This is a genomic window from Acidovorax sp. Root275, assembly GCF_001428965.1.
GTDB classification, from domain to species: domain Bacteria; phylum Pseudomonadota; class Gammaproteobacteria; order Burkholderiales; family Burkholderiaceae_C; genus Acidovorax; species Acidovorax radicis.
In genome coordinates, this window is record NZ_LMJH01000005.1 from 22179 (window position 1) to 40006 (window position 17828).

Annotated in this window: 18 protein-coding genes; 5 read left to right on the forward strand and 13 right to left on the reverse strand. The window is 65.7% G+C overall.

From position 1 onward, the window contains the following. Positions 1-12: 12 nt before the first annotated feature. The 3 genes from ASE52_RS08260 to ASE52_RS08270 all read right to left on the reverse strand — a co-directional run bounded on the left by ASE52_RS08260 (position 13) and on the right by ASE52_RS08270 (position 3013). Positions 13-693 (reverse strand): hypothetical protein, encoded by a 681-nt coding sequence (locus ASE52_RS08260; protein ID WP_057225344.1) that lies wholly within the window; start codon positions 691-693, stop codon positions 13-15. Positions 694-867: 174 nt separating this feature from the next. Next, complete coding sequence (argF, locus tag ASE52_RS08265; protein ID WP_010459197.1) at positions 868-1797, reverse strand: ornithine carbamoyltransferase; 930 nt, start codon at positions 1795-1797, stop codon at positions 868-870. A 19-nt stretch (positions 1798-1816) separates the two neighbouring features. Then, complete coding sequence (locus ASE52_RS08270; protein ID WP_057225565.1) at positions 1817-3013, reverse strand: aspartate aminotransferase family protein; 1197 nt, start codon at positions 3011-3013, stop codon at positions 1817-1819. A gap of 266 nt (positions 3014-3279) precedes the next feature. Here ASE52_RS08270 and ASE52_RS08275 point away from each other — a divergent pair, with 266 nt between their 5' ends. After that, positions 3280-3603, forward strand: a complete 324-nt coding sequence (locus ASE52_RS08275) for a DUF3579 domain-containing protein (RefSeq protein ID WP_010459200.1) — start codon at positions 3280-3282, stop codon at positions 3601-3603. 270 nt (positions 3604-3873) lie between these two features. Here the strand turns inward: ASE52_RS08275 and rpsT are convergent, their stop codons facing one another. Next, positions 3874-4176, reverse strand: coding sequence for a 30S ribosomal protein S20 (gene rpsT / locus ASE52_RS08280; RefSeq protein WP_010459202.1), 303 nt, complete (start codon positions 4174-4176; stop codon positions 3874-3876). Between the two features lie 199 nt (positions 4177-4375). Between rpsT and murJ the strand changes: the two genes are divergently transcribed. Both murJ and ASE52_RS08290 read left to right on the forward strand, forming a co-directional pair. Beyond that, entirely contained in the window at positions 4376-5941 is a 1566-nt protein-coding gene (gene murJ / locus ASE52_RS08285; protein WP_057225346.1) for a murein biosynthesis integral membrane protein MurJ, read from the forward strand. Between the two features lie 82 nt (positions 5942-6023). Continuing rightward, positions 6024-6866: a transglutaminase-like domain-containing protein gene (locus tag ASE52_RS08290; protein WP_057225348.1), complete on the forward strand. Its 843-nt coding sequence runs from the start codon at positions 6024-6026 to the stop codon at positions 6864-6866. Here the strand turns inward: ASE52_RS08290 and ASE52_RS08295 are convergent. Continuing rightward, positions 6863-7711, reverse strand: a complete 849-nt coding sequence (locus tag ASE52_RS08295) for a hypothetical protein (RefSeq protein ID WP_057225352.1) — start codon at positions 7709-7711, stop codon at positions 6863-6865. The genes ASE52_RS08290 and ASE52_RS08295 overlap by 4 nt on opposite strands. Positions 7712-7784: 73 nt before the next feature. Continuing rightward, positions 7785-8831: a transporter gene (locus ASE52_RS08300; protein WP_057225354.1), complete on the reverse strand. Its 1047-nt coding sequence runs from the start codon at positions 8829-8831 to the stop codon at positions 7785-7787. Between the two features lie 169 nt (positions 8832-9000). Between ASE52_RS08300 and ppk2 the strand changes: the two genes are divergently transcribed. Continuing rightward, complete coding sequence (ppk2, locus tag ASE52_RS08305) at positions 9001-9915, forward strand: polyphosphate kinase 2 (protein ID WP_057225356.1); 915 nt, start codon at positions 9001-9003, stop codon at positions 9913-9915. A 149-nt stretch (positions 9916-10064) separates the two neighbouring features. On the opposite strand, the gene ASE52_RS08310 is transcribed toward ppk2, so the two are convergent. From ASE52_RS08310 to ASE52_RS08330, 5 genes are all read right to left on the reverse strand, one after another. Next, positions 10065-10460, reverse strand: a complete 396-nt coding sequence (locus ASE52_RS08310) for a histidine kinase (protein WP_057225358.1) — start codon at positions 10458-10460, stop codon at positions 10065-10067. Next, entirely contained in the window at positions 10457-10963 is a 507-nt protein-coding gene (locus ASE52_RS08315; protein ID WP_057225360.1) for a GAF domain-containing protein, read from the reverse strand. Before ASE52_RS08315 ends, ASE52_RS08310 begins: the two co-directional genes overlap by 4 nt. A 69-nt stretch (positions 10964-11032) precedes the next feature. Beyond that, positions 11033-12034, reverse strand: coding sequence for a helix-turn-helix domain-containing protein (locus ASE52_RS08320; protein WP_010459217.1), 1002 nt, complete (start codon positions 12032-12034; stop codon positions 11033-11035). A 124-nt stretch (positions 12035-12158) separates the two neighbouring features. Next, positions 12159-12785, reverse strand: a complete 627-nt coding sequence (locus tag ASE52_RS08325) for a DJ-1/PfpI family protein (protein WP_241776960.1) — start codon at positions 12783-12785, stop codon at positions 12159-12161. An 8-nt stretch (positions 12786-12793) separates the two neighbouring features. Further along, positions 12794-13354 (reverse strand): isochorismatase family protein, encoded by a 561-nt coding sequence (locus tag ASE52_RS08330; RefSeq protein ID WP_057225363.1) that lies wholly within the window; start codon positions 13352-13354, stop codon positions 12794-12796. Between the two features lie 297 nt (positions 13355-13651). Here ASE52_RS08330 and ASE52_RS08335 point away from each other — a divergent pair, with 297 nt between their 5' ends. Next, positions 13652-14758 carry a PHB depolymerase family esterase gene (locus tag ASE52_RS08335; protein WP_057225364.1) on the forward strand — a complete coding sequence of 369 codons (1107 nt, stop codon included), beginning with the start codon at positions 13652-13654 and terminating at the stop codon, positions 14756-14758. A gap of 75 nt (positions 14759-14833) precedes the next feature. Here ASE52_RS08335 and ASE52_RS08340 read toward each other — a convergent pair whose 3' ends face one another. Both ASE52_RS08340 and ASE52_RS08345 read right to left on the reverse strand, forming a co-directional pair. Further along, entirely contained in the window at positions 14834-16423 is a 1590-nt protein-coding gene (locus tag ASE52_RS08340) for a methyl-accepting chemotaxis protein (RefSeq protein ID WP_057225365.1), read from the reverse strand. A gap of 255 nt (positions 16424-16678) precedes the next feature. Then, positions 16679-17758 (reverse strand): AI-2E family transporter, encoded by a 1080-nt coding sequence (locus tag ASE52_RS08345; RefSeq protein WP_010459228.1) that lies wholly within the window; start codon positions 17756-17758, stop codon positions 16679-16681. Positions 17759-17828: the final 70 nt, after the last annotated feature.

Genomic DNA, 17828 nt, shown 5'->3' on the forward strand with positions numbered 1-17828 from the left:
CCGCTGCACCCCTCAGGCGTACAGACGGCCGTCCTTCAAGGCGTGCAGCGCATGGGCCAGGTTGCTGCGGGCCTGCACCTCATAGCGTGTTTGGAACCATTTGGTGCCGTAAATGCGCGGCCGGTCGAGAAACCCCTGCAGCACCGCGCTGCGCCCCGCTACATAGCGTGGCCAGCGCACAAAGAAGTATTCGCGCCGCACATGGCGCTCGAACTGGCGGTACACCGCATCGCTTTGTCCGAGGATGGCCAGGTCGATATCCACCACCCACTGCGCATCGCCCGCGAGAGGGCCGGGGGTGTGGCAGGTATCCAGAATGTGCTGGTGCACAGTCTCTGCCAGCGTAGCTGGTAGCTTTTGGTTCAGAACGAATCGATGTGCCCAGTCGGCGCTGCGTTGTTCGTTGTGTTTGGCCCACGGCCAGTAAATGGCGTCGTGGTACCACAGGGCCAGAGCGACGGCATGGGGGTCTTGCAGTGTGCCGGGCTGCTGGTCCTGCACGGCCTGCCAATGCCGCAGGCAGGCCCACAGGTGCGTGGTGTCGTGGTACGCGCGGGGCCAGTGGGCCCAGCTCAGGATGAGGCGGCGGCCTTCGGTGCGCCACGCCGGAGAACCCCGGCCCAGCGCCTGGCCCAGGGCCTGCCAATGCGCAAGCAGTTCGGTGGCGTGGGTAGGCTGGCGGCGCCAGGGCATTGGGGGCGAGGCGCTACGCAACGCGGCCGAGCGGAAGGTACTCCATGAGTGCCTTCTGCACGTGCATGCGGTTTTGGCTGCGGCACGCAGTCTGCGACTGCTTCACGTCCGCGCTGCGGACATGAGCCTGCGCCGAAACAGTCTGCTGGCGCTGTCGCGCCCCCGCATTGCATTTCATGCAACGCGGCCGAGCAGAAGATACTCCATGAGTGCCTTCTGCACGTGCATCCTGTTTTCAGCCTCATCCCACACCACGGACTGCGGTCCGTCGATCACATCGGCCTCGACTTCCTCGCCACGGTGTGCAGGCAGGCAGTGCATGAACAATGCGTCGGGTTGGGCGGCGGCCATCATTTCGGCGTCCACACACCAGTCGGCAAACGCCTTCTTGCGCTCTTCGTTCTCGGCCTCGTAGCCCATGCTGGTCCACACGTCGGTGGTGACGAGGTCGGCGCCTTGGCAGGCTTCGAGCGGGTTGCTAAAAAATTGATAGCTGCTTGCGCTTATCCCGCCTGCGCCAACGGCCAATTTCTCATCAATTTCGTAGCCACGGGGCGTGCTCACATGCACCTTGAAGCCCAGCAGCGCAGCCGCCTGCAACCAGGTGTTGGCCATGTTGTTGCCGTCGCCCACCCATGCCACCGTCTTGCCCTGGATGGAGCCCCGGTGCTCGATGAAGGTGAAGATGTCTGCCAGGATCTGGCAGGGATGGAACTCGTTGGTCAGTCCGTTGATGACGGGCACGCGCGAGTGTTCGGCAAAGCGCACGATCTTGGTCTGCTCATAGGTGCGGATCATCACCAGATCCACCATGCGGCTGATGACCTTGGCGCTGTCTTCAATCGGTTCGGCGCGGCCCAGCTGGCTGTCGCCCGTGGTCAGGTGCACGACCGAGCCGCCCAACTGGTACATGCCGGCTTCGAAGCTCACGCGCGTGCGGGTGCTGGCTTTCTCGAAGATCATGGCCAGCGTGCGGTCCACCAGGGGGTGGTGCTTTTCGTAGGCCTTGAACTTCTTCTTGATGAGCGCGGCGCGCTCGAACAGGTAGGTGTATTCGTCGGCGGTGAGGTCGTTGAACTGCAGGTAATGTTTCAGCGTCGTCATGGCGGTGTTGCTTTGCTCTTCATTCAGCCAGTATGGCTTTGACCAGCGGGGTCAGTTTGGCGACGATCTCGTCGGCTTCGGCAGTGGTCAGGATCAGCGGGGGCACCAGGCGGATCACGCTGTCGGCTGTCACGGACAATAGCAGGCCCACTTCGGCAGCACGGCCAATCAGTGCGCCGCAGGGCTTGTTCAGCTCAATGCCGAGCATCAGGCCCTGGCCCCGGATCTCCTTCAGGCCGGGAAGGCTGCCCAGTTCGCGCTGCAGCGCGGCCCGCAGGTGGTCGCCCACCTTGGCCGCATTTTGCAGCAGGCCTTCTTCTTCCATGATGCGGATCGTCTCGACCCCTGCACGCATGGCCAGCGGGTTGCCGCCAAAGGTGGTGCCGTGGTTGCCGGGCTGCAGCACATTGGCGGCCTTGGGGCCGGCCACCACGGCGCCAATCGGCACGCCCGAGCCCAGGCCCTTGGCCAGTGGCATCACGTCGGGAACGATGCCTGCCCACTGGTGGGCAAACCACTTGCCGGTGCGGCCCACGCCACACTGCACTTCGTCGATCATCATGAGCCAGCCGCGCTCGTCGCACAGCTTGCGCAGCTGCTGCAGGTATTCGACCCGCATGGGGTTGATGCCGCCTTCGCCCTGGATCGTTTCGAAGAACACGGCCACCACATTGGGGTTGCCTTCGGTGGCCTTCTTGATCGCCTCGATATCGTTGAGCGGCACGCGCACAAAGCCTTCGACCAGTGGGCCGAAGCCGCTGTAGATCTTGGGGTTGCCGGTGGCTGACATGGTGGCAATCGACCGGCCGTGGAAGGCCTTCTCATACACCACGATCTCGGGCTTGGCGATGCCCTTGTCCACACCGAACTTGCGTGCGATCTTCAGGGCGGCCTCGTTGGCCTCCAGGCCCGAGTTGCAGAAAAACACGTTGCTCATGCCCGACAGCTCCACCAGCTTGGCCGCCAGTTGTTCCTGCAGCGGCACGTGGTAGTAGTTGGAGGTGTGGATCAGCTTGGTGATCTGGTCTTGCAGTGCGGGCACCAGCTTCGGGTGGTTGTGCCCCAGCGTGTTCACGGCGATGCCACCCAGGCCATCGAGGTATTCCTTGCCGTTCACGTCCCAGACTCGGCAGCCTTGCCCACGGGCCAGCGCAATGGGTACGCGGCCATAGGTGTTCATCACGTGGGGCGAAGCTGCCGGGGTGGTAGCGGTCATGCAGAAATCTCCAGACGGTGCGGTGATGGGTTGGCTGGTGGCCATAAACCCGGAAAAACGAAGCACGATTCTAGGGGGAGCACGGTGAACGGCTGTTGACGATTGCGCATTACTGCAATGCGGGCCAAACCCTGAATTTCGGTGCCTATCTATGGCCTGGCACGGGGATTAGGGAGCTAGCTCTTATATAAGAGTTAGAATGTCGCGCTGCGGTGCAGCATGCAGTGATCCTGTGTCTGGCGCGCTCATTACCACTCCACTCCCCGATGGTTTCCCCCTCCTCCAAAGAAGTCTTCATTCAGGGCATCACCCACGACGGGAAAACCTTTCGGCCCAGCGACTGGGCCGAGCGTCTGGCCGGGGTGATGAGCAGTTTCCGCCCGGGTGGCGCGCGCCCTGGCAGCCATCTGAGCTATTCGCCCTGGTGCATTCCCACCACGCTCAATGGCGTGAAATGTGTGGTGGTGCACCGCGACCTGCAGGGCCACGAGCCCATGGCCTGGGACTTCGTCATCAACTTCGCGCGCGACAACAACCTGCAGGTGGCCGAAGCTTGCCTTCTGCCCGATCTCCCGTCCGTCAAGCCCTGATCTGGCCTGTGACCTGGCAGCTTGTGGCTGAAGGGCGTCTTTTTCGGCCCGCGCGCTCTCTATCCTTTCTCGGATTTCAATATTGGGTGGCCTGAAGCCGTGCCCTCATATGCCCACCCCCTGCTGGCTTGGCGCTTCTTTCCCGTCCAGAAACGAAAAAACCGCCCGAAGGCGGTTTAATTCGTTTTTTGCTGGCAGCGCACCCGTTACAAACGGCGAACGGCACATACCGTTCGGGCTGTTTGCCTGCCGGGGCAGGCGGTGGGTTGGTTAGGCGGCTGCCAGTGCCAGGGCTTTCACCTTGGCAGACAGGCGGCTCTTGTCGCGAGCAGCCTTGTTCTTGTGGAAGATGCCCTTGTCAGCCACGGTGTCCACCACGGCTTGCATCTTGGCGAACAGTTCGGTCGCCTTGGTCTTGTCGCCGGACAGAACAGCCTTTTCGACGTTCTTGACAGCGGTACGGTATTTGGAGCGCAGCGAGGTGTTCGCAGCGTTGAGCTTGATGTCCTGACGGACGCGCTTGCGGCCCGACGCCAGGCGCGGGTTCTTCTTCTTTGGTTTAGCGGATGCCATGATTTAGTTCCTTGGGTCTGTGGATGATGCCAGCAAAGCCCGCGATTATAGCCCAAGGCAGTTTGTTCATCGCCGCGGTGTTCACAACCGGCGCAGCGCCATCGCGAGCGCACCCGTCGGACTGGCCCTGCCTGGCCGCTGGGCGCGTCCTCCTCCGGGGGAAGACGCGAAGCGACTCAGGGGGAATACACTCCCTGCGGTGTCACTGTTCAAAGCCGCCTCTACCGTTTCCCTTCTGACCTTTGTCTCCCGCATCACCGGGCTGGTGCGAGAGCTGCTTATGGCCTCGGTTTTCGGGGTCAGTGCGATGACGGATGCGTTCAACGTAGCGTTCCGCATCCCCAATCTGTTCCGCCGAGTCCTGGGCGAAGGCGCCTTCAGCCAGGCCTTTGTCCCGGTGCTGTCTGCCACCCGCGCCCAGGAGGGCGACGAGGGGGCCCGTGCACTGATCAACCATGTAGGCACCTTGCTCGCGTGGACGCTGGTGCTGCTGTGTATTGCCGGTGTGCTGGGCGCTCCCTGGATGGTGTGGGGCATGGCCAGCGGGCTCAAGCAGTCGCCCCAGGGCTTTGACGCTGCCGTGACCATGACGCGCTGGATGTTCCCCTACATCGGCTTCATGTCGCTGGTGGCGCTGGCGGGGGGCATTCTCAATACCTGGAAGAAGTTTGCCGTGCCGGCGGCGTCGCCCGTGCTGCTCAACATCGCGCTGATCCTGTCCATCACGGTGGGCGCACCCTGGTTTTCCCGCCATGGCATCGAGCCCATCTACGCCCAGGCGGCGGGGGTGATGCTGGGTGGCTTGCTGCAACTGGCCATCCAGGTGCCTGCGCTGGTGCGCCTGGGGCTGCTGCCGCGCATTGGGGTGCGCTGGGCGGCCATTCGTGCCGCCTGGTCGGACCCCACCACGCGCAAGGTGGCGCGCCTGATGCTGCCCGCGCTGCTGGGGGTGAGCGTGGCGCAGATATCGCTGCTGATCAATACCCAGATTGCCTCGCACCTCGCCACCGGCAGCGTGAGTTGGATCACCTACGCAGACCGTCTGATGGAGCTGCCGACCGCGCTGCTGGGCGTCGCACTGGGGGTGGTGCTGATGCCGCAGCTGGCCAGCGCCCGCGCCAGGCAGGACGACGAAAGGTACTCGGCCATGCTTGACTGGGGGCTGCGCCTGGTGGTGCTGTTGTCAGTGCCCTGCATGGTGGCCTTGCTGGTCTTTTCAGAGCCGCTGGTGGCGGTGCTGTACCACTATGGCGCGTTTGGTGACGAAGACGTGCGGAAGACCACCCTGGCCCTGACGGGTTATGGCGTGGGCCTGGTGGGCATTGTGGCCATCAAGGTGCTGGCGCCCGGTTTCTATGCCAAACATGACATGCGCACCCCCATGCTCATTGCGGTGGCGGTGCTGGTGTTGACCCAGTTGATGAACCTGGTGCTGGTGCGTTATCTGCAGCATGCCGCCCTGACATTGACCATCGGCATTGGCGCACTTATCAATGCCGGTTGGCTGTTGATCGGTCTGCTGCGGCGCGGCAGCTACCGGCCTCTGCCAGGCTGGGGCAAGTTCGCCCTGCAGGTGATCGCTGCGAGCGCCTTGCTGGCGGTGCTGCTGGTATGGGGTGCGCAGCACTTCGATTGGGTGGAAATGAAGGGGCAAACCCTTCGGCGAATAGGGTTGCTGGCGGCGCTCATGGCTGCTGCTGCCGTGGTGTACTTTGGCGCGCTGTGGGCAGCCGGGCTCAAGCTGCGCCAGCTGTTGCGGCGCTGATTCCAGCGAAGGCCGAAAGTGCCCTGTCAAGAGGGGCTTTCTGTCGCTTGACGCCATCCGGCGGGGCACTTACAACTCCACCATGTCCCTGAGCTATTCCGTACCCACCTCGCTGGAGTACTTTGCATCGCTGGTGCAAAGCGATGACCACTTCCCGCTGCTGGAGGCTGCAGCCAGCCTGGCGCAAGACGAATACCCCGAGCTCGACATGCAGCAATTGCTGGGTGATATGGACCAGCTGCTCGCGCGCATCAAGCGCCGCCTGCCTGCCGATGCCCCGGCGCTGCAGCGCTTGCGCACGCTCAACCAGTTCTTCTTCGCCGACCTGGGCTTTGGCGGCAACATCAACAATTACTACGACCCCGAAAACAGCTACCTCAACGCTGTGCTGCGCACGCGCCGGGGCATTCCGATTTCGCTGGCCGTGTTGTGGATGGAGCTGGCCCAGGGACTGGGCCTGCATGCGCGGGGCATTGCATTCCCTGGGCACTTCATGGTCAAGGTGCTGCTGCCCAAAGGACAGGTGGTGCTGGACCCGATCTCAGGCCAATCCCTCAGCCGTGAAGAGCTGGCCGAGCGGCTGGAACCCTACAAGCGCCGCAACGGCCTGGTGGACGACTACGATGTGCCGCTGGGCCTGTACCTGCAGGCCGCCACGCCGCGCGACATCATCGCGCGCATGCTGCGCAACCTGAAAGAGGTGCATCGCACGCAGCAGGACTGGCAGCGCCTGATCACCGTGCTCGACCGGCTCATCGTGCTGCTGCCTGACGCCTGGGGCGAGCGGCGTGACCGGGGACTGGCCCATGCCGAGCGCGGCAACACCCTCGAAGCGATGGCCGACCTAGAAGTCTATCTGGCCCATGCGGAAGACGGGCTGGACATCGATCTGATTGCCGACCGCCTCAACGCACTGCGCAGCTAGAACGGCGCACTGCTCGCCGGCTGGTCGGCTTGTAGCTGCGCCAGTTGCCGGCGCAGTTCGGTGTTTTCGGCGGTGAGTTCTGCCACGCGGTGGCGCAGGGCCTGCAACTCGTCGGTAGTTCCCTCGGCGCTGGTGCCCGCCTCTGCTGCGGGGCTTTCTTCGGAAGGTGCTTCGTCGCGCGGCTTGCGCTTGTTGAGTTCGCGCACGCGCTTGGCAGCCTGCTTGAGTTCGTCCTTGCCCGCAACGACGGCCGCCACCTGCTCTTCGGCGGGCAGCGTGGCCACCGCGGCGGCGGCGTTGATGGAGATGGTGCCGGACTTCACGGCCGCCACCAGTTCGGGGGCGGCCTGCTTCTGGATTTTTTCGATCATCACCACCTGGCTGCTGCTCAGGCGTGCGGCCTTGGCAATGGCCTCGCGGCTGTTCAGTGGATCGGGTGCGGGCAGGGCGGCGGTTGCCTCGGGAGCGTCAGGGGCTGCGGTGGCTGCTTCGGCCTCTGGGGACGTCGCTGCGCGGGCCTTGCGGTCGGCCATGATCTCGCGCTTGCGCAGGGCCAGTACGCCGCGCTGGAAGTCCGACACACTGCGGCGCCCCAGATGCTGGTCGATCATCCACAGGTGCACGTCTTCCATGGACTGAAAGCGCGGGTTTTGTACGGTCTGGAAGGGCAGGCTGTGCTTTTGGCAGATGCCATAGCGGTTGTGCCCATCCACCAGCACGTCGCCCCACAGCACCAGCGCGTCGCGGCAGCCTTCGGCCAGGATGCTGCGCTCCAGCGCCTCATGCTCGTCGGGGGTCAGGGGTTCGATGTAGGCTTTGAGTTCTTCGTTGACGACGATGTTCATGGCAGAGGAGGCAATCGGGAGCGGGCAAGGGGCGCGATTGTAGAGGGCTCCGTCAGCGCCCGGAGCCAGGCTCCTATGAGTCCCCCGTGCCCCGCAGCGCCAGCCAGCCCGCCACGGCCGTGAAGGCCGCCACCACGGCCACGATGATCCAGAAGCCGTGCCCGTTGTCGGCCAGCGGCACGCCGCCCACGTTCATGCCGAACAGGCCCGCCAGGATGTTGATGGGGAGGGCCAGCACGGTCACCACCGTCAGCACAAACAGGCTGCGGCTGTTGGCCTCCTGCACGCTGGCGGCGATTTCTTCCTGCAGCAGCTTGATGCGCTCCTGCAGGCCCTGCATATCGCGCAGTACCACCGAGAACTCTTCGGTCGAATCGCGCAGCTCTTGCGCATCGTCTGCGCCCATCCAAGCAGGCGGGTGCTGCAGCAGGCGGAACAGCGCCGCTGGCTCGGGCGCCAGCAGCCGCTGCAGGCGCACCAGCAGGCGCCGCAGCACGCCGAGCCGCGCGCGTTTGTGGTCCAGCCGGCCAGCCAGCAGCGCGTCCTCCACATCGTCGATGCGCTGGGTCACGCCGCGTACGATGTCCACCAAGCCCGAGGCCTGCGTGCGCATCAGCTCGGCCAGCAGGGCCACGCTGGAGCAGGGCGCGTTGCCGCTGCGCACCGCCGTGCGCAGTGCGTCCACCGAGCGCAGCGGGCGGGTGCGCCCCGTCACCATCAGGTGCGGCGCCACGCTGGTCCACAGGGTGGCGATGTCCGAAGGCTCGAACGCAAAGTCAAAGTGTGCGTCGTTGAGCACGGCGATCAGCGTGTCGTCGTCACGCTCGATGCGGGTGGACACCGATCGGTCCTTGAGCGCATCAAAAAAGGCTTCGGGCAGGTCTGCATGCCGCTCCATCCAGCGCACGGCCTGGGCGTGGCTCAGGTTGAAGTGCAGCCACAGGAAGGTGCCTTGTGGTGGCAGCGTACGGTGGCTGCTGGCCGTGCCATGGGGGTGTAGGCCCGCCAACCACTGTGCGGCCTGCACGGTATCGACTTCGTGGGGCGCAGTGCCTGCGCCCAGCAGGTAGCCGCAGATCAGCCCGGCGGCATCACCGCCGTAGTTCAGGTGGGTGTTCACGGCGGGGAAGGGGCGGACGGGAGTGGACAAACAACAGCGGGCACGGCTGCATGGTGCGGCGCGGGCGTGACAACCCCGTGACAGATCACGCCGGTGTCACAACACTGTCACCGGCCGGCCCCACGATGGCGCATCTGTCTGTCTCTTTGCCCGCTCGGATCTGTTGCCCATGTTTCACCAGAACACCCTTGATACCCAGGACTTGATGCAACGCATCGCCAACGACCTGATCGACAGCTATGACGAAGAGCTGGAGCTGGAGATCGAGGACCGCGATGTCGATGACCTCGGAGCGTTGCAGTCCACGGACAAGCTCGCCCGCCAGCAGTACTTCAAGGAGCTGTTTCGCCTGCAGGGCGAACTCGTCAAGCTGCAGGACTGGGTGCAGCACAGCCGCCAGAAGGTGGTGATCCTGTTCGAGGGGCGCGACGCCGCCGGCAAGGGTGGCGTGATCAAGCGCATCACCCAGCGCCTGAACCCCCGCGTGGCCCGCGTGGCTGCGCTGCCAGCACCCAATGACCGCGAGCGCACGCAGTGGTACTTCCAGCGCTACGTGGCGCACCTGCCCGCCGCTGGCGAGATGGTGCTGTTTGACCGCAGCTGGTACAACCGCGCGGGTGTGGAGCGCGTGATGGGCTTTTGCACCGACGACGAATACGAAGAGTTCTTCCGCACCGTGCCCGAGTTTGAAAAGATGCTCGTGCGCTCGGGCATCACACTCGTCAAATACTGGTTCTCCATCACCGATGAAGAGCAGCACCTGCGCTTTCTGGGCCGCATCCACGACCCGCTCAAGCAGTGGAAGCTCAGCCCCATGGACCTGGAAAGCCGCGTGCGCTGGGAGGCCTATACCAAGGCCAAGGAAACCATGCTGGAGCGCACCCACATCCCCGAGGCGCCCTGGTGGGTGGTGCAGGCGGTGGACAAGAAAAAGGCGCGCCTCAATTGCATCGCCCACCTGCTGTCGCAACTGCCCTACCAGGATGTGCCCCACCCGGCGGTGGTGCTGCCGGACCGGGTGCGCAACCCTGAGTATTTGCGCCAACCCGTGCCCGCGCCGATGTATGTGCCTGAGATGTACTGAGCGCACTTTGCGCAGGGTGGCTGGTGCAAGACGCCTGATGCCGCCGCCGGTGCTGCCCGCGCCACGCAGCTCAGTAGTTCCATTGCTATTTTTTGAATAGCAGGTAGCGCTTGTCCATCAAGCGCTAGCGGCCAAAAAGGCCTGAATTTCTACGTCTGGGCCGGGCCCTTGAGCATCTCGATGGTCGAGATCACCTCCCGCACCTTGAAGGGTTTGAGCAACACGCGCCGCACCTGCAACGCCTTCATCTGCACGGCGGTCGATGCATCGACCTGGGTCGTGGTCACCGCCACGGGCACTTGGGCGTCCACTGCGAACTGGGCGCTGCGCACCTGTTCGAGCAGTGCCACGGCTTCGGGAGCTTCGTCCAGCGAGACGATGACGCCCGAGAAGTCCTTGGCCGCGAGTTGCTGCTGCGCGTTGCGCACCGTGCCCACCTGGCGCACTGCAGGCAGGTTCAACTGGCGCGCCGTGGCCACGATGATGCTGCCGGTGAGCGAGCTGGGCTCCACGAGAAGAATGTCCAATGGGGATGCGCTGCTCATCGTGCGGGCTCCCCGTGGGCGCGGCGCACCAGCTCCTCCACCGCCAGGTCGCGCAGGGACGCGAGGATGGCCAGGTCGATCGCGTCCAGCTGGCGCGGTGTGCGGTCGATGAGGCACAGCGTGCCGATGTTCTCTCCGCCCGGCATCTTCAGTGGTGCGCCGGCGTAGAACTGGATGTGGGGATCGCCGGTGACCAGCGGGTTGTCGGCAAAGCGGTCGTCCAGCGCCACATCGGGCACCACCAGCGTGTCGTCCTGCAGGATGGCATGGCCACAGAACGAGATGCCACGTGTGGTCTCGCACACATCCAGCCCGACGCGGGCCTTGAACCACTGCCGTTCTGCGTCGATGAGCGACAGCAGCACGATGGGCATGTCGAACTCCTGCGCGGCAAATGCCGTGAGCCGGTCAAAACGCTCCTCGGGAGGGGTGTCCAGTATCAGCAGCTGGCGCAGGGCCTGCAGGCGGTCGTCCTCATTGGCGGGGCGAGGGGGCTCTTGCATGGCGGTATGGGGCAGTCGCGATGGACATTGATTATGGGCCGTGGGCGTGAAATGCGCGCTTGCGGACGCTCAGTGCGTGTGCCCTCGGAAGGTGCCCTGCGACGGCGTGCCGCCGCGCCCGAACTGGTGCCAGGCGCGCCGCAGCTGGGTGTCCGAGCTGAAGCCTGCCATCAGCGCCGCCTGCGTCACGTTCTGGCCAGACCGCAGCGCGGCCTCGGCCGTGGCCAGGCGGATGCGGCGCAGGTACTGCAGCGGCGCAATGCCCGCGTGCTCCAGAAACAGCCGCGTGAGGTGCCGGGGCGAAGTGTGGGCCACCTCGGCCATCTGCGGCACGCTCCAGTCGGCTTGCGGCTGCTGGCCCACGGCGTCCTGCACGCGGTGCAGGGCGGGGTGCAGGTGGTTGCGGTGGTGCAGAAAGGGGGAAAACTCGGGGTCGTTCGGTCCCCGGCGCAGCGCCACCACCATGGACTGCGCGACCTGGGCCGCCAGCGCGGGGCCGCAGGTGTCGGAGAGGCGGTGCAGCAGCAGGTCGATGCCCGTGGTAACGCCCGCGCTGCTGTATACGGCGCCATCGGCCACAAACACGCGGTTGGCCACCACGTCGCAGCGCGGGTCCACGGCAGCCAGTTCGTCCAGGTGCTGGTGGTGGGTGGTGGCGCGGCGGCCCGTCAGCAGGCCCGCATGGGCGGCCAGCACCGACCCAGCGCACACCGTGATCAGGTCCAGCTGCCCCGCCACGGGCCGCAGCCCTCGCAGCCAGTGCAGCAGGGCGCGCGCCTCTTCGCCTTCCACGTCGATGTGTTGTCCCGCCAGCCCCACCAGCACCACCCACGCGGGGGAGGGCAAGGTGGCGGGCAGCGGCTCCAGCCCTGTCAGCACGGCGCCCACCGAAGACACGGATTGGGGAGTGGGGCTCACGAAGTGCTGCACAAACCGCGCGGGCTGGCCCTGGTTGACCAGGGTCTGGTTGGCAATGCGCAGCGCCTCGGCCGGGCCCGCCCAGTCCAGCACCAGGCTGCCCGGTAGCAAAGCAAAGTACACGTGGATGGGCTGGGGCAGTGTGTTGGACATCACTTGTTCCTGTTGACCCGTCATAAAACTGGCGCAACCGAGGCCAGTGCCACCGTGGAACGGGCTTTGCCAGTCCACGGGCGGCGTCCCCCTCGGGGGGGTGACGCGCAGCGGCACAGGGGGGTCAAGGCTTGTTGTTCCACGGGGTATCCATCTGGCGGGCGGTGCGCTCGGACAGCGCGGCGCCGACGAGGCGCGTGACCAGGTGCAGGCTCATGTCGATGCCGGCGCTGATGCCCGCGGACGTGACCAGCGCACCCCGGTCCACCCAGCGCACATTCTCCCGCACGTCGAGCGCAGGAAACTGAGCGCGCAGGTCGGCAATGTCCTCCCAGTGCGTGGTGGCGGGCCCCTCGGTGAGGACACCTGCCGCCGCCAAAATAAAGGCGCCCGTGCACACCGAGGCTGTGATCTGCGCACCGCCCGCCGCCTGGGCAACCCACGCGCGGGTGCTTTGGCAGGCAGCGGCGGCATCGACCACACCACCCGGCACGATGAGCACATCGGGCGTGGCGGCGGTGGCAAAGTCCGCATCGGGCAACACGCGCAGGCCCGCGCGGGCGCGCACCGGGGCCATGCTGCGGGCCACGCACTGCACCCCAAACGGTGCGGGCGCGCCGGGGTACAGGCGCTGGTGCATGCGGCTGGCAGTGGTGAAGACTTCGTAGGGGCCGCCCAGGTCCAGGGCCTCCACTTCGTCGAAGAACAGGATGGAGATCTGCAGGGGGTGGGGTGCGGAGAAGGTGTTCATGGCCGGGCTCATGCTGCGGCCCGGTCGATGGCCTGCTGAACCGTGCTCAGGGTGGCAAACCGGCCCTGCAGCACGGTGGCGGTGCGGGTCTTGATGTCTGCGGCCGCCAGCGTCTGGCCGTCGGGTTGCTCCATGTCCCAGGTCAGGGTTGCGTCGGTGACGTAGTCCACCTCCCAGCCCAGGTCGGAGGCGTGGCGGGTGGTGGTCTCGCAGCACTGCTCGGTGCGGATGCCACTCACGATCAGGCGCTGGACGCCGTGTTGTGTCAGCCACACGTCCAGCCCCGTGCCCACCAGCGCGCTGTGGCGAGATTTGGTGAAGGTGGCGGCTGCCTCGAAGTCCACCAGGCCCTCCAGCGCCCGCACATGGCCCGACGCGACAGAGAAAGCTTTCTCGGGCACAGCCGGGCCTTCTGCATGGAACACCCGCACCACGGGCACGCCGCGTGCCACACAGCCTTCGATCAGCGCGTTCTGGGCACGCAGATAGGCCGGCAGATCCTGGGCTGTGAAATAGGGGCGGTGGCGGAAGGATTCCTGGACGTCAATCACAATCAGACAGGTTTTCATGGTGAACTCGAAGGCGGGTTGAAATGAAGGTTGAATCTTCTCAGCGCAACCAGATGGCGTCCCGTCTCCTGGAGACAAGCTTCGATCAATTTAGGCCATATTGGAGGGGGTAGTCTGCCCGCTGCCTTCGGTATGCTGGGCGGGTGGGGCATTCTTTGAGATAAAAACAATCTCTGGCGCTTATCCTGTAATGGATTATTGCTATAAATATGGTAGCAATGTGCAATTGTTCGCCATAAGCTGTTATGGTGACTAGGGTTTTCCCTTAACTCCTTGCCCGTCCTGCCCCAAACACCCATGCCCCGCCGTTCCCGTCTGTTTTCGATGTCAGCGCTGACGCGGGCGTACCAGCGCAACCTGAAGGCGTTTGCACGGGCGACGCGGGCGGTGCAGCCCGTGCGCGCCAAGGCGCCGGCAAAGCTGCGGGTGGTGGCTGCCCAAAAACCGTCCAGCACGCGAACCCCTCGCCCCGCCCGCAAGCCGGTGCCGGCCAGCGGCAAATGGCTGGCGGGCATTGCACCAGGGCCTGCGGGCGCGCGGCGGTTTCAGCTGTACACCCCGCCCGGCCTGGCGTTGGCGGTGGATGAGAAGCTGCCCCTCCTGGTCATGCTGCACGGCTGCGGCCAGACCGGACGGGACCTGGCCGCCGTGTCGCGCATGAACCGGCTCGCCGCGCGTGAGCGCTTTCTGGTGCTCTACCCCGAGCAGGAACGCATGGCCAACGCGCATGGCTGCTGGAACTGGTTCGAACGCCGCAGTGGCAAGGCCGAGGCTGAAGCCGCCACGCTGCTGGCCGCCGTGGACCAGCTCGCACGCCGCCACCCGGTGGATCTTTCTCGCGTGGCCGTGGCGGGCCTGTCGGCGGGTGGCAGCATGGCCGTGCTGATGGCGGCGCTCTACCCCGACCGGTTTTGCGCCGTGGCCATGCATTCGGGTGTGGCTCCGGGCACGGCCGAGTCCGCGGCCACCGCCATCGCCGCCATGCATGGGCGGCGTGATGCCCATCTGCCTGACGCCCTGGCGGCCGGGGCACCTGTCGAATCGGTTGCCGCTGTGGGCGGAAAAAGTCCGACGGGCAGCCTGCTGCCGCCGTTGCTGGTGCTGCATGGCGACGCGGATGGTGTGGTGTCGGTGCGCAATGCGGCCGCCACGGCACAGTTGTGGGCACAGGCGCTGGGTGCGCGGGCGGGCGCCATCCGCACCTTGCAGCGCGGGCAGCGCCACGCCATGCGGGTGACCGAGTTCCGGGCGCGTGGCCGAACGGTTGTGGCGTTGCGCGAAGTGGTCGGGCTGGCCCATGCCTGGAGCGGTGGTGCCGCGCAGCTGTCGTACAGCGATCCCCAGGGGCCCGATGCCTCGGCACTGGTCTGGGCCTTTGTAGCCCGCCAGTTCAAAGAAAAATAGCCATCAGATCAGGCACTGCCGCTTTTCTGCAGGGCATTTTCTGCTATCAAATATGCAGTAAATGGTCTGAGCGGCTCAGGTCAGCCGGGGCTGGCGCCTGTCGGCCAATGGTTCTGCGTGTGCACCCGCCTGCAGTTGAAAGGCGGCCACCACTTCCTTGAGTTGATGGGCCTGCTGCTGCAAGGCGGCGGCGGCGGCGGTGGCCTGCTCGACCAAGGCCGCGTTTTGCTGCGTGCCCTGGTCCATTTGCGAGACGGCTTCGTTGATCTGCTCGATGCCATCGGTCTGCTCGCGGCTGGCCTGGCTGATCTCCTCGATCACGGCTGACACGCGCAGCACGCTGTCCACCACGTTCTGCATGGTGGCCCCGGCCTCTTGCGCCAGCTGTGCGCCCGCCTTCACCTGCTCGGCCGAATGGCCGATAAGCGCCTTGATTTCTTTGGCCGCCTCGGACGAGCGCTGCGCGAGGCTGCGCACCTCGGTGGCCACCACCGCAAAGCCCCGCCCCTGTTCGCCGGCCCGGGCGGCTTCCACCGCCGCGTTGAGCGCGAGGATGTTGGTCTGGAACGCGATGCCCTCGATGACGCCCGTGATGTCGGACACCTTGCGCGAAGACGCGTCGATCGAGCCCATGGTCTGCACGACTTTCTCGACCACCGCGCCCCCCTTGCGAGCGACGTCCGAGGCGGTTTGGGCCAGCACGCTGGCCTGGCGGGCGTTGTCGGCGTTCTGCTTCACGTTGGAGGTCATCTCTTCCATGGACGCAGCGGTCTGCTCCAGCGCGCTGGCCTGGGATTCGGTGCGGGCAGACAGGTCGTGATTGCCCGCAGCGATCTGTTGCGACGCGCTGGCAATGTGTTCGGTGCCGTCGCGCACCCGCTGCACGATGCGGTGCAGGCTGTCGCGCATGGACTGCATGTCCAGCATGAGGCTGGAACTGTCGCCCGCACGCGTGGCGACTGCCACCGACAGATCCCCTTCAGAGATGCTGCGGGCAATGCTGCGCGCGTAGCCGGGCTCGCCGCCCAGCTGGCGCAGCAGGTTGCGCGATATGAGGGTGCCCAGCACCAGCAGGGCGGCCCCCAGCAGCAGGGCCAGCACGCCGAACCGCAGTGCCCGCTGCCAGATGGCGGTGTTGACGGTGTCGATGTAGACGCCCGAACCGATCACCCAGCCCCAGGGGGCAAAGCCTTTGACGTAGGAGGTTTTCTCCACCGGCGTGTCGCTGCCGGCCTTGGGCCACAGGTAGGGCACGAAGCCCGCGCCGCTGGCCTGCACAGTGCGCACGAACTCGACAAACAGCTGCTTGCCGTTGGGGTCCTTGTTGGCCGTGAGGTCTTGTCCGTTGAGCTCGGGGCGGATCGGGTGCATCACCATGCGGGGGTGCATGTCGTTGATCCAGACATATTCGTTGCCGCTGTAGCGCACCGCCTGAATGGCCGCCGCCGCGCGCTTGCGGGCTTCGTCATCGGGCATGCCACCCTTGGTGCTGAGGTCGTGGAAGTGTGTGGCAATGCCATGCGCGGATTCCACGACCTGGCGCACGCCCGTCTGGCGCTCCTCCAGGATCAACTGGCGCTCGGACAGCAGGAACCACGAGGTCAGGACGGCGATGCCGAGGAGGGCGCTCAGCACCAGAAGTGCCAGTTTTCGTGCAATGGTCATGGGGAGCCCCTGAAAAAAAGTGGAGACCAGGCGCTGTCGCCGTCCGTCGAGTGGGCGCGGCATCAAGAATCTGTTCAAAGAGCAGGGTAGCCCCGGAGTGCTGGCTTTCAGCATGGCGATAACCCGCACTGGCCTTGCACGGGAAAGTCCCTGCAGGGGGCATGGCGGGCATATGGCCCTCGGTGAGCCGCTGGGCTCAGAGGGGAGGGATGGGCCAGGCTGCTGCGGCTGCAGCGCCCGGCGGGGGTGGGGCCACTACACGAGCCGCGACGCCACCAGTTCCTTCTTGAGGTAGGCGTAGAACAGCGGCGCTGCCACCAGCCCGGCGGGGCCAAAGACGGCCTCTGCCACGAACATCACACTCAGAAGCTCCCACACGCCCATCTGCGTGCGGCGCCCCACCACCTTGGCGTTGATCACGTATTCGGCCTTGTGGATCAGGATCAGGAAGCCCAGGCATGCCGCAGCCGCCAGCGGCGACACTGACAGGCCGACGATCGTGATCACCACGTTGCACACCAGGTTGCCCACGATGGGCACCAGCCCCGCCACAAAGGTGAAGGTGATGAGCACAGGCGTGTAAGGCAGCTGCAGGCCCCACAGCGGCAGCACAAACAGCAGGAACAGCGCGGTCAGCAGCGTGTTGAACGCTGCAATCCAGAACTGCGCTGCCACGATCTGGCGGAACGCCTCGCCAAACAGCGTGATGCGCAGCTTGAGCTGCTGGGCCAGCGGGCCGCGCGCCAGCACTGGCGGCCGCACGGCAGCCAGGGCGCCAATCAGCAGGCCCACATAGGCAAACAGCACCCCCGCCAGCCAGGCACGCCCCGCCATGGCCAGGGCCCCCGCCTTGGCGCCCAGGTAGTTGGCGATGATGCGCTGAATATCGGCTACGCCCTCCGGCAGGTGCGAGGCCACATCGGCGGGCAGCTTCAAGCGCAGCTCCAGCACCGTGCGTGCCATGTAGGTGAGCAGTTCCTGGTATTGCTGCGGCGCACTGACCAGGTAGCCGCGCGAGTGGGTGAGGCCCGCCGCCAGCAGCGCCAGCGGCAGCAGCATCACCAGGCCCGCCGCCGTCACCTGCGCCACGCGCAGGCTGGTGGCGGAGGGGGTGGGTTGCCGCTGGATGCGGCCCAGCCCCTGGGCAAACCAGCCGGTGAGGGCGCGGGTGAGCAGGAAGCCCAGGCATACGCACAGCAGGCCGGGTAACAGGCCGCGCCACATCACCAGCAGCAGCACAGCAGCCATCAGCACGTAACTGGCTGCCACGATGCCCAGGTTCAGGGCGCGGGGCGGTAGCGTGGTGGGGTGTTGGTCAGTCACGGCGCTGCACATCACCTGCATGGCTCGACACTGGCGCGGCCGAGTCCGGCGGGAAGCCGCGAAGCGGCTCAGGGGGGTGTTG

Excerpts from the sequence above, each read along its gene's own strand:
- argF (WP_010459197.1), bottom strand. The coding sequence starts at position 1,797 with ATGACGACGCTGAAACATTACCTGCAGTTCAACGACCTCACCGCCGAC.
- rpsT (WP_010459202.1), bottom strand. The coding sequence starts at position 4,176 with ATGGCATCCGCTAAACCAAAGAAGAAGAACCCGCGCCTGGCGTCGGGC.
- ASE52_RS08275 (WP_010459200.1), top strand. The coding sequence starts at position 3,280 with ATGGTTTCCCCCTCCTCCAAAGAAGTCTTCATTCAGGGCATCACCCAC.
- ASE52_RS08330 (WP_057225363.1), bottom strand. The coding sequence starts at position 13,354 with ATGAAAACCTGTCTGATTGTGATTGACGTCCAGGAATCCTTCCGCCAC.
- ASE52_RS08270 (WP_057225565.1), bottom strand. The coding sequence starts at position 3,013 with ATGACCGCTACCACCCCGGCAGCTTCGCCCCACGTGATGAACACCTAT.
- ASE52_RS08295 (WP_057225352.1), bottom strand. The coding sequence starts at position 7,711 with ATGAACATCGTCGTCAACGAAGAACTCAAAGCCTACATCGAACCCCTG.
- ASE52_RS08325 (WP_241776960.1), bottom strand. The coding sequence starts at position 12,785 with ATGAACACCTTCTCCGCACCCCACCCCCTGCAGATCTCCATCCTGTTC.
- ASE52_RS08340 (WP_057225365.1), bottom strand. The coding sequence starts at position 16,423 with ATGACCATTGCACGAAAACTGGCACTTCTGGTGCTGAGCGCCCTCCTC.
- ASE52_RS08290 (WP_057225348.1), top strand. The coding sequence starts at position 6,024 with ATGTCCCTGAGCTATTCCGTACCCACCTCGCTGGAGTACTTTGCATCG.
- ASE52_RS08345 (WP_010459228.1), bottom strand. The coding sequence starts at position 17,758 with ATGTGCAGCGCCGTGACTGACCAACACCCCACCACGCTACCGCCCCGC.
- ASE52_RS08260 (WP_057225344.1), bottom strand. The coding sequence starts at position 693 with ATGCCCTGGCGCCGCCAGCCTACCCACGCCACCGAACTGCTTGCGCAT.
- ASE52_RS08315 (WP_057225360.1), bottom strand. The coding sequence starts at position 10,963 with ATGCAAGAGCCCCCTCGCCCCGCCAATGAGGACGACCGCCTGCAGGCC.
- ASE52_RS08320 (WP_010459217.1), bottom strand. The coding sequence starts at position 12,034 with ATGTCCAACACACTGCCCCAGCCCATCCACGTGTACTTTGCTTTGCTA.
- ASE52_RS08310 (WP_057225358.1), bottom strand. The coding sequence starts at position 10,460 with ATGAGCAGCGCATCCCCATTGGACATTCTTCTCGTGGAGCCCAGCTCG.
- ppk2 (WP_057225356.1), top strand. The coding sequence starts at position 9,001 with ATGTTTCACCAGAACACCCTTGATACCCAGGACTTGATGCAACGCATC.
- ASE52_RS08335 (WP_057225364.1), top strand. The coding sequence starts at position 13,652 with ATGCCCCGCCGTTCCCGTCTGTTTTCGATGTCAGCGCTGACGCGGGCG.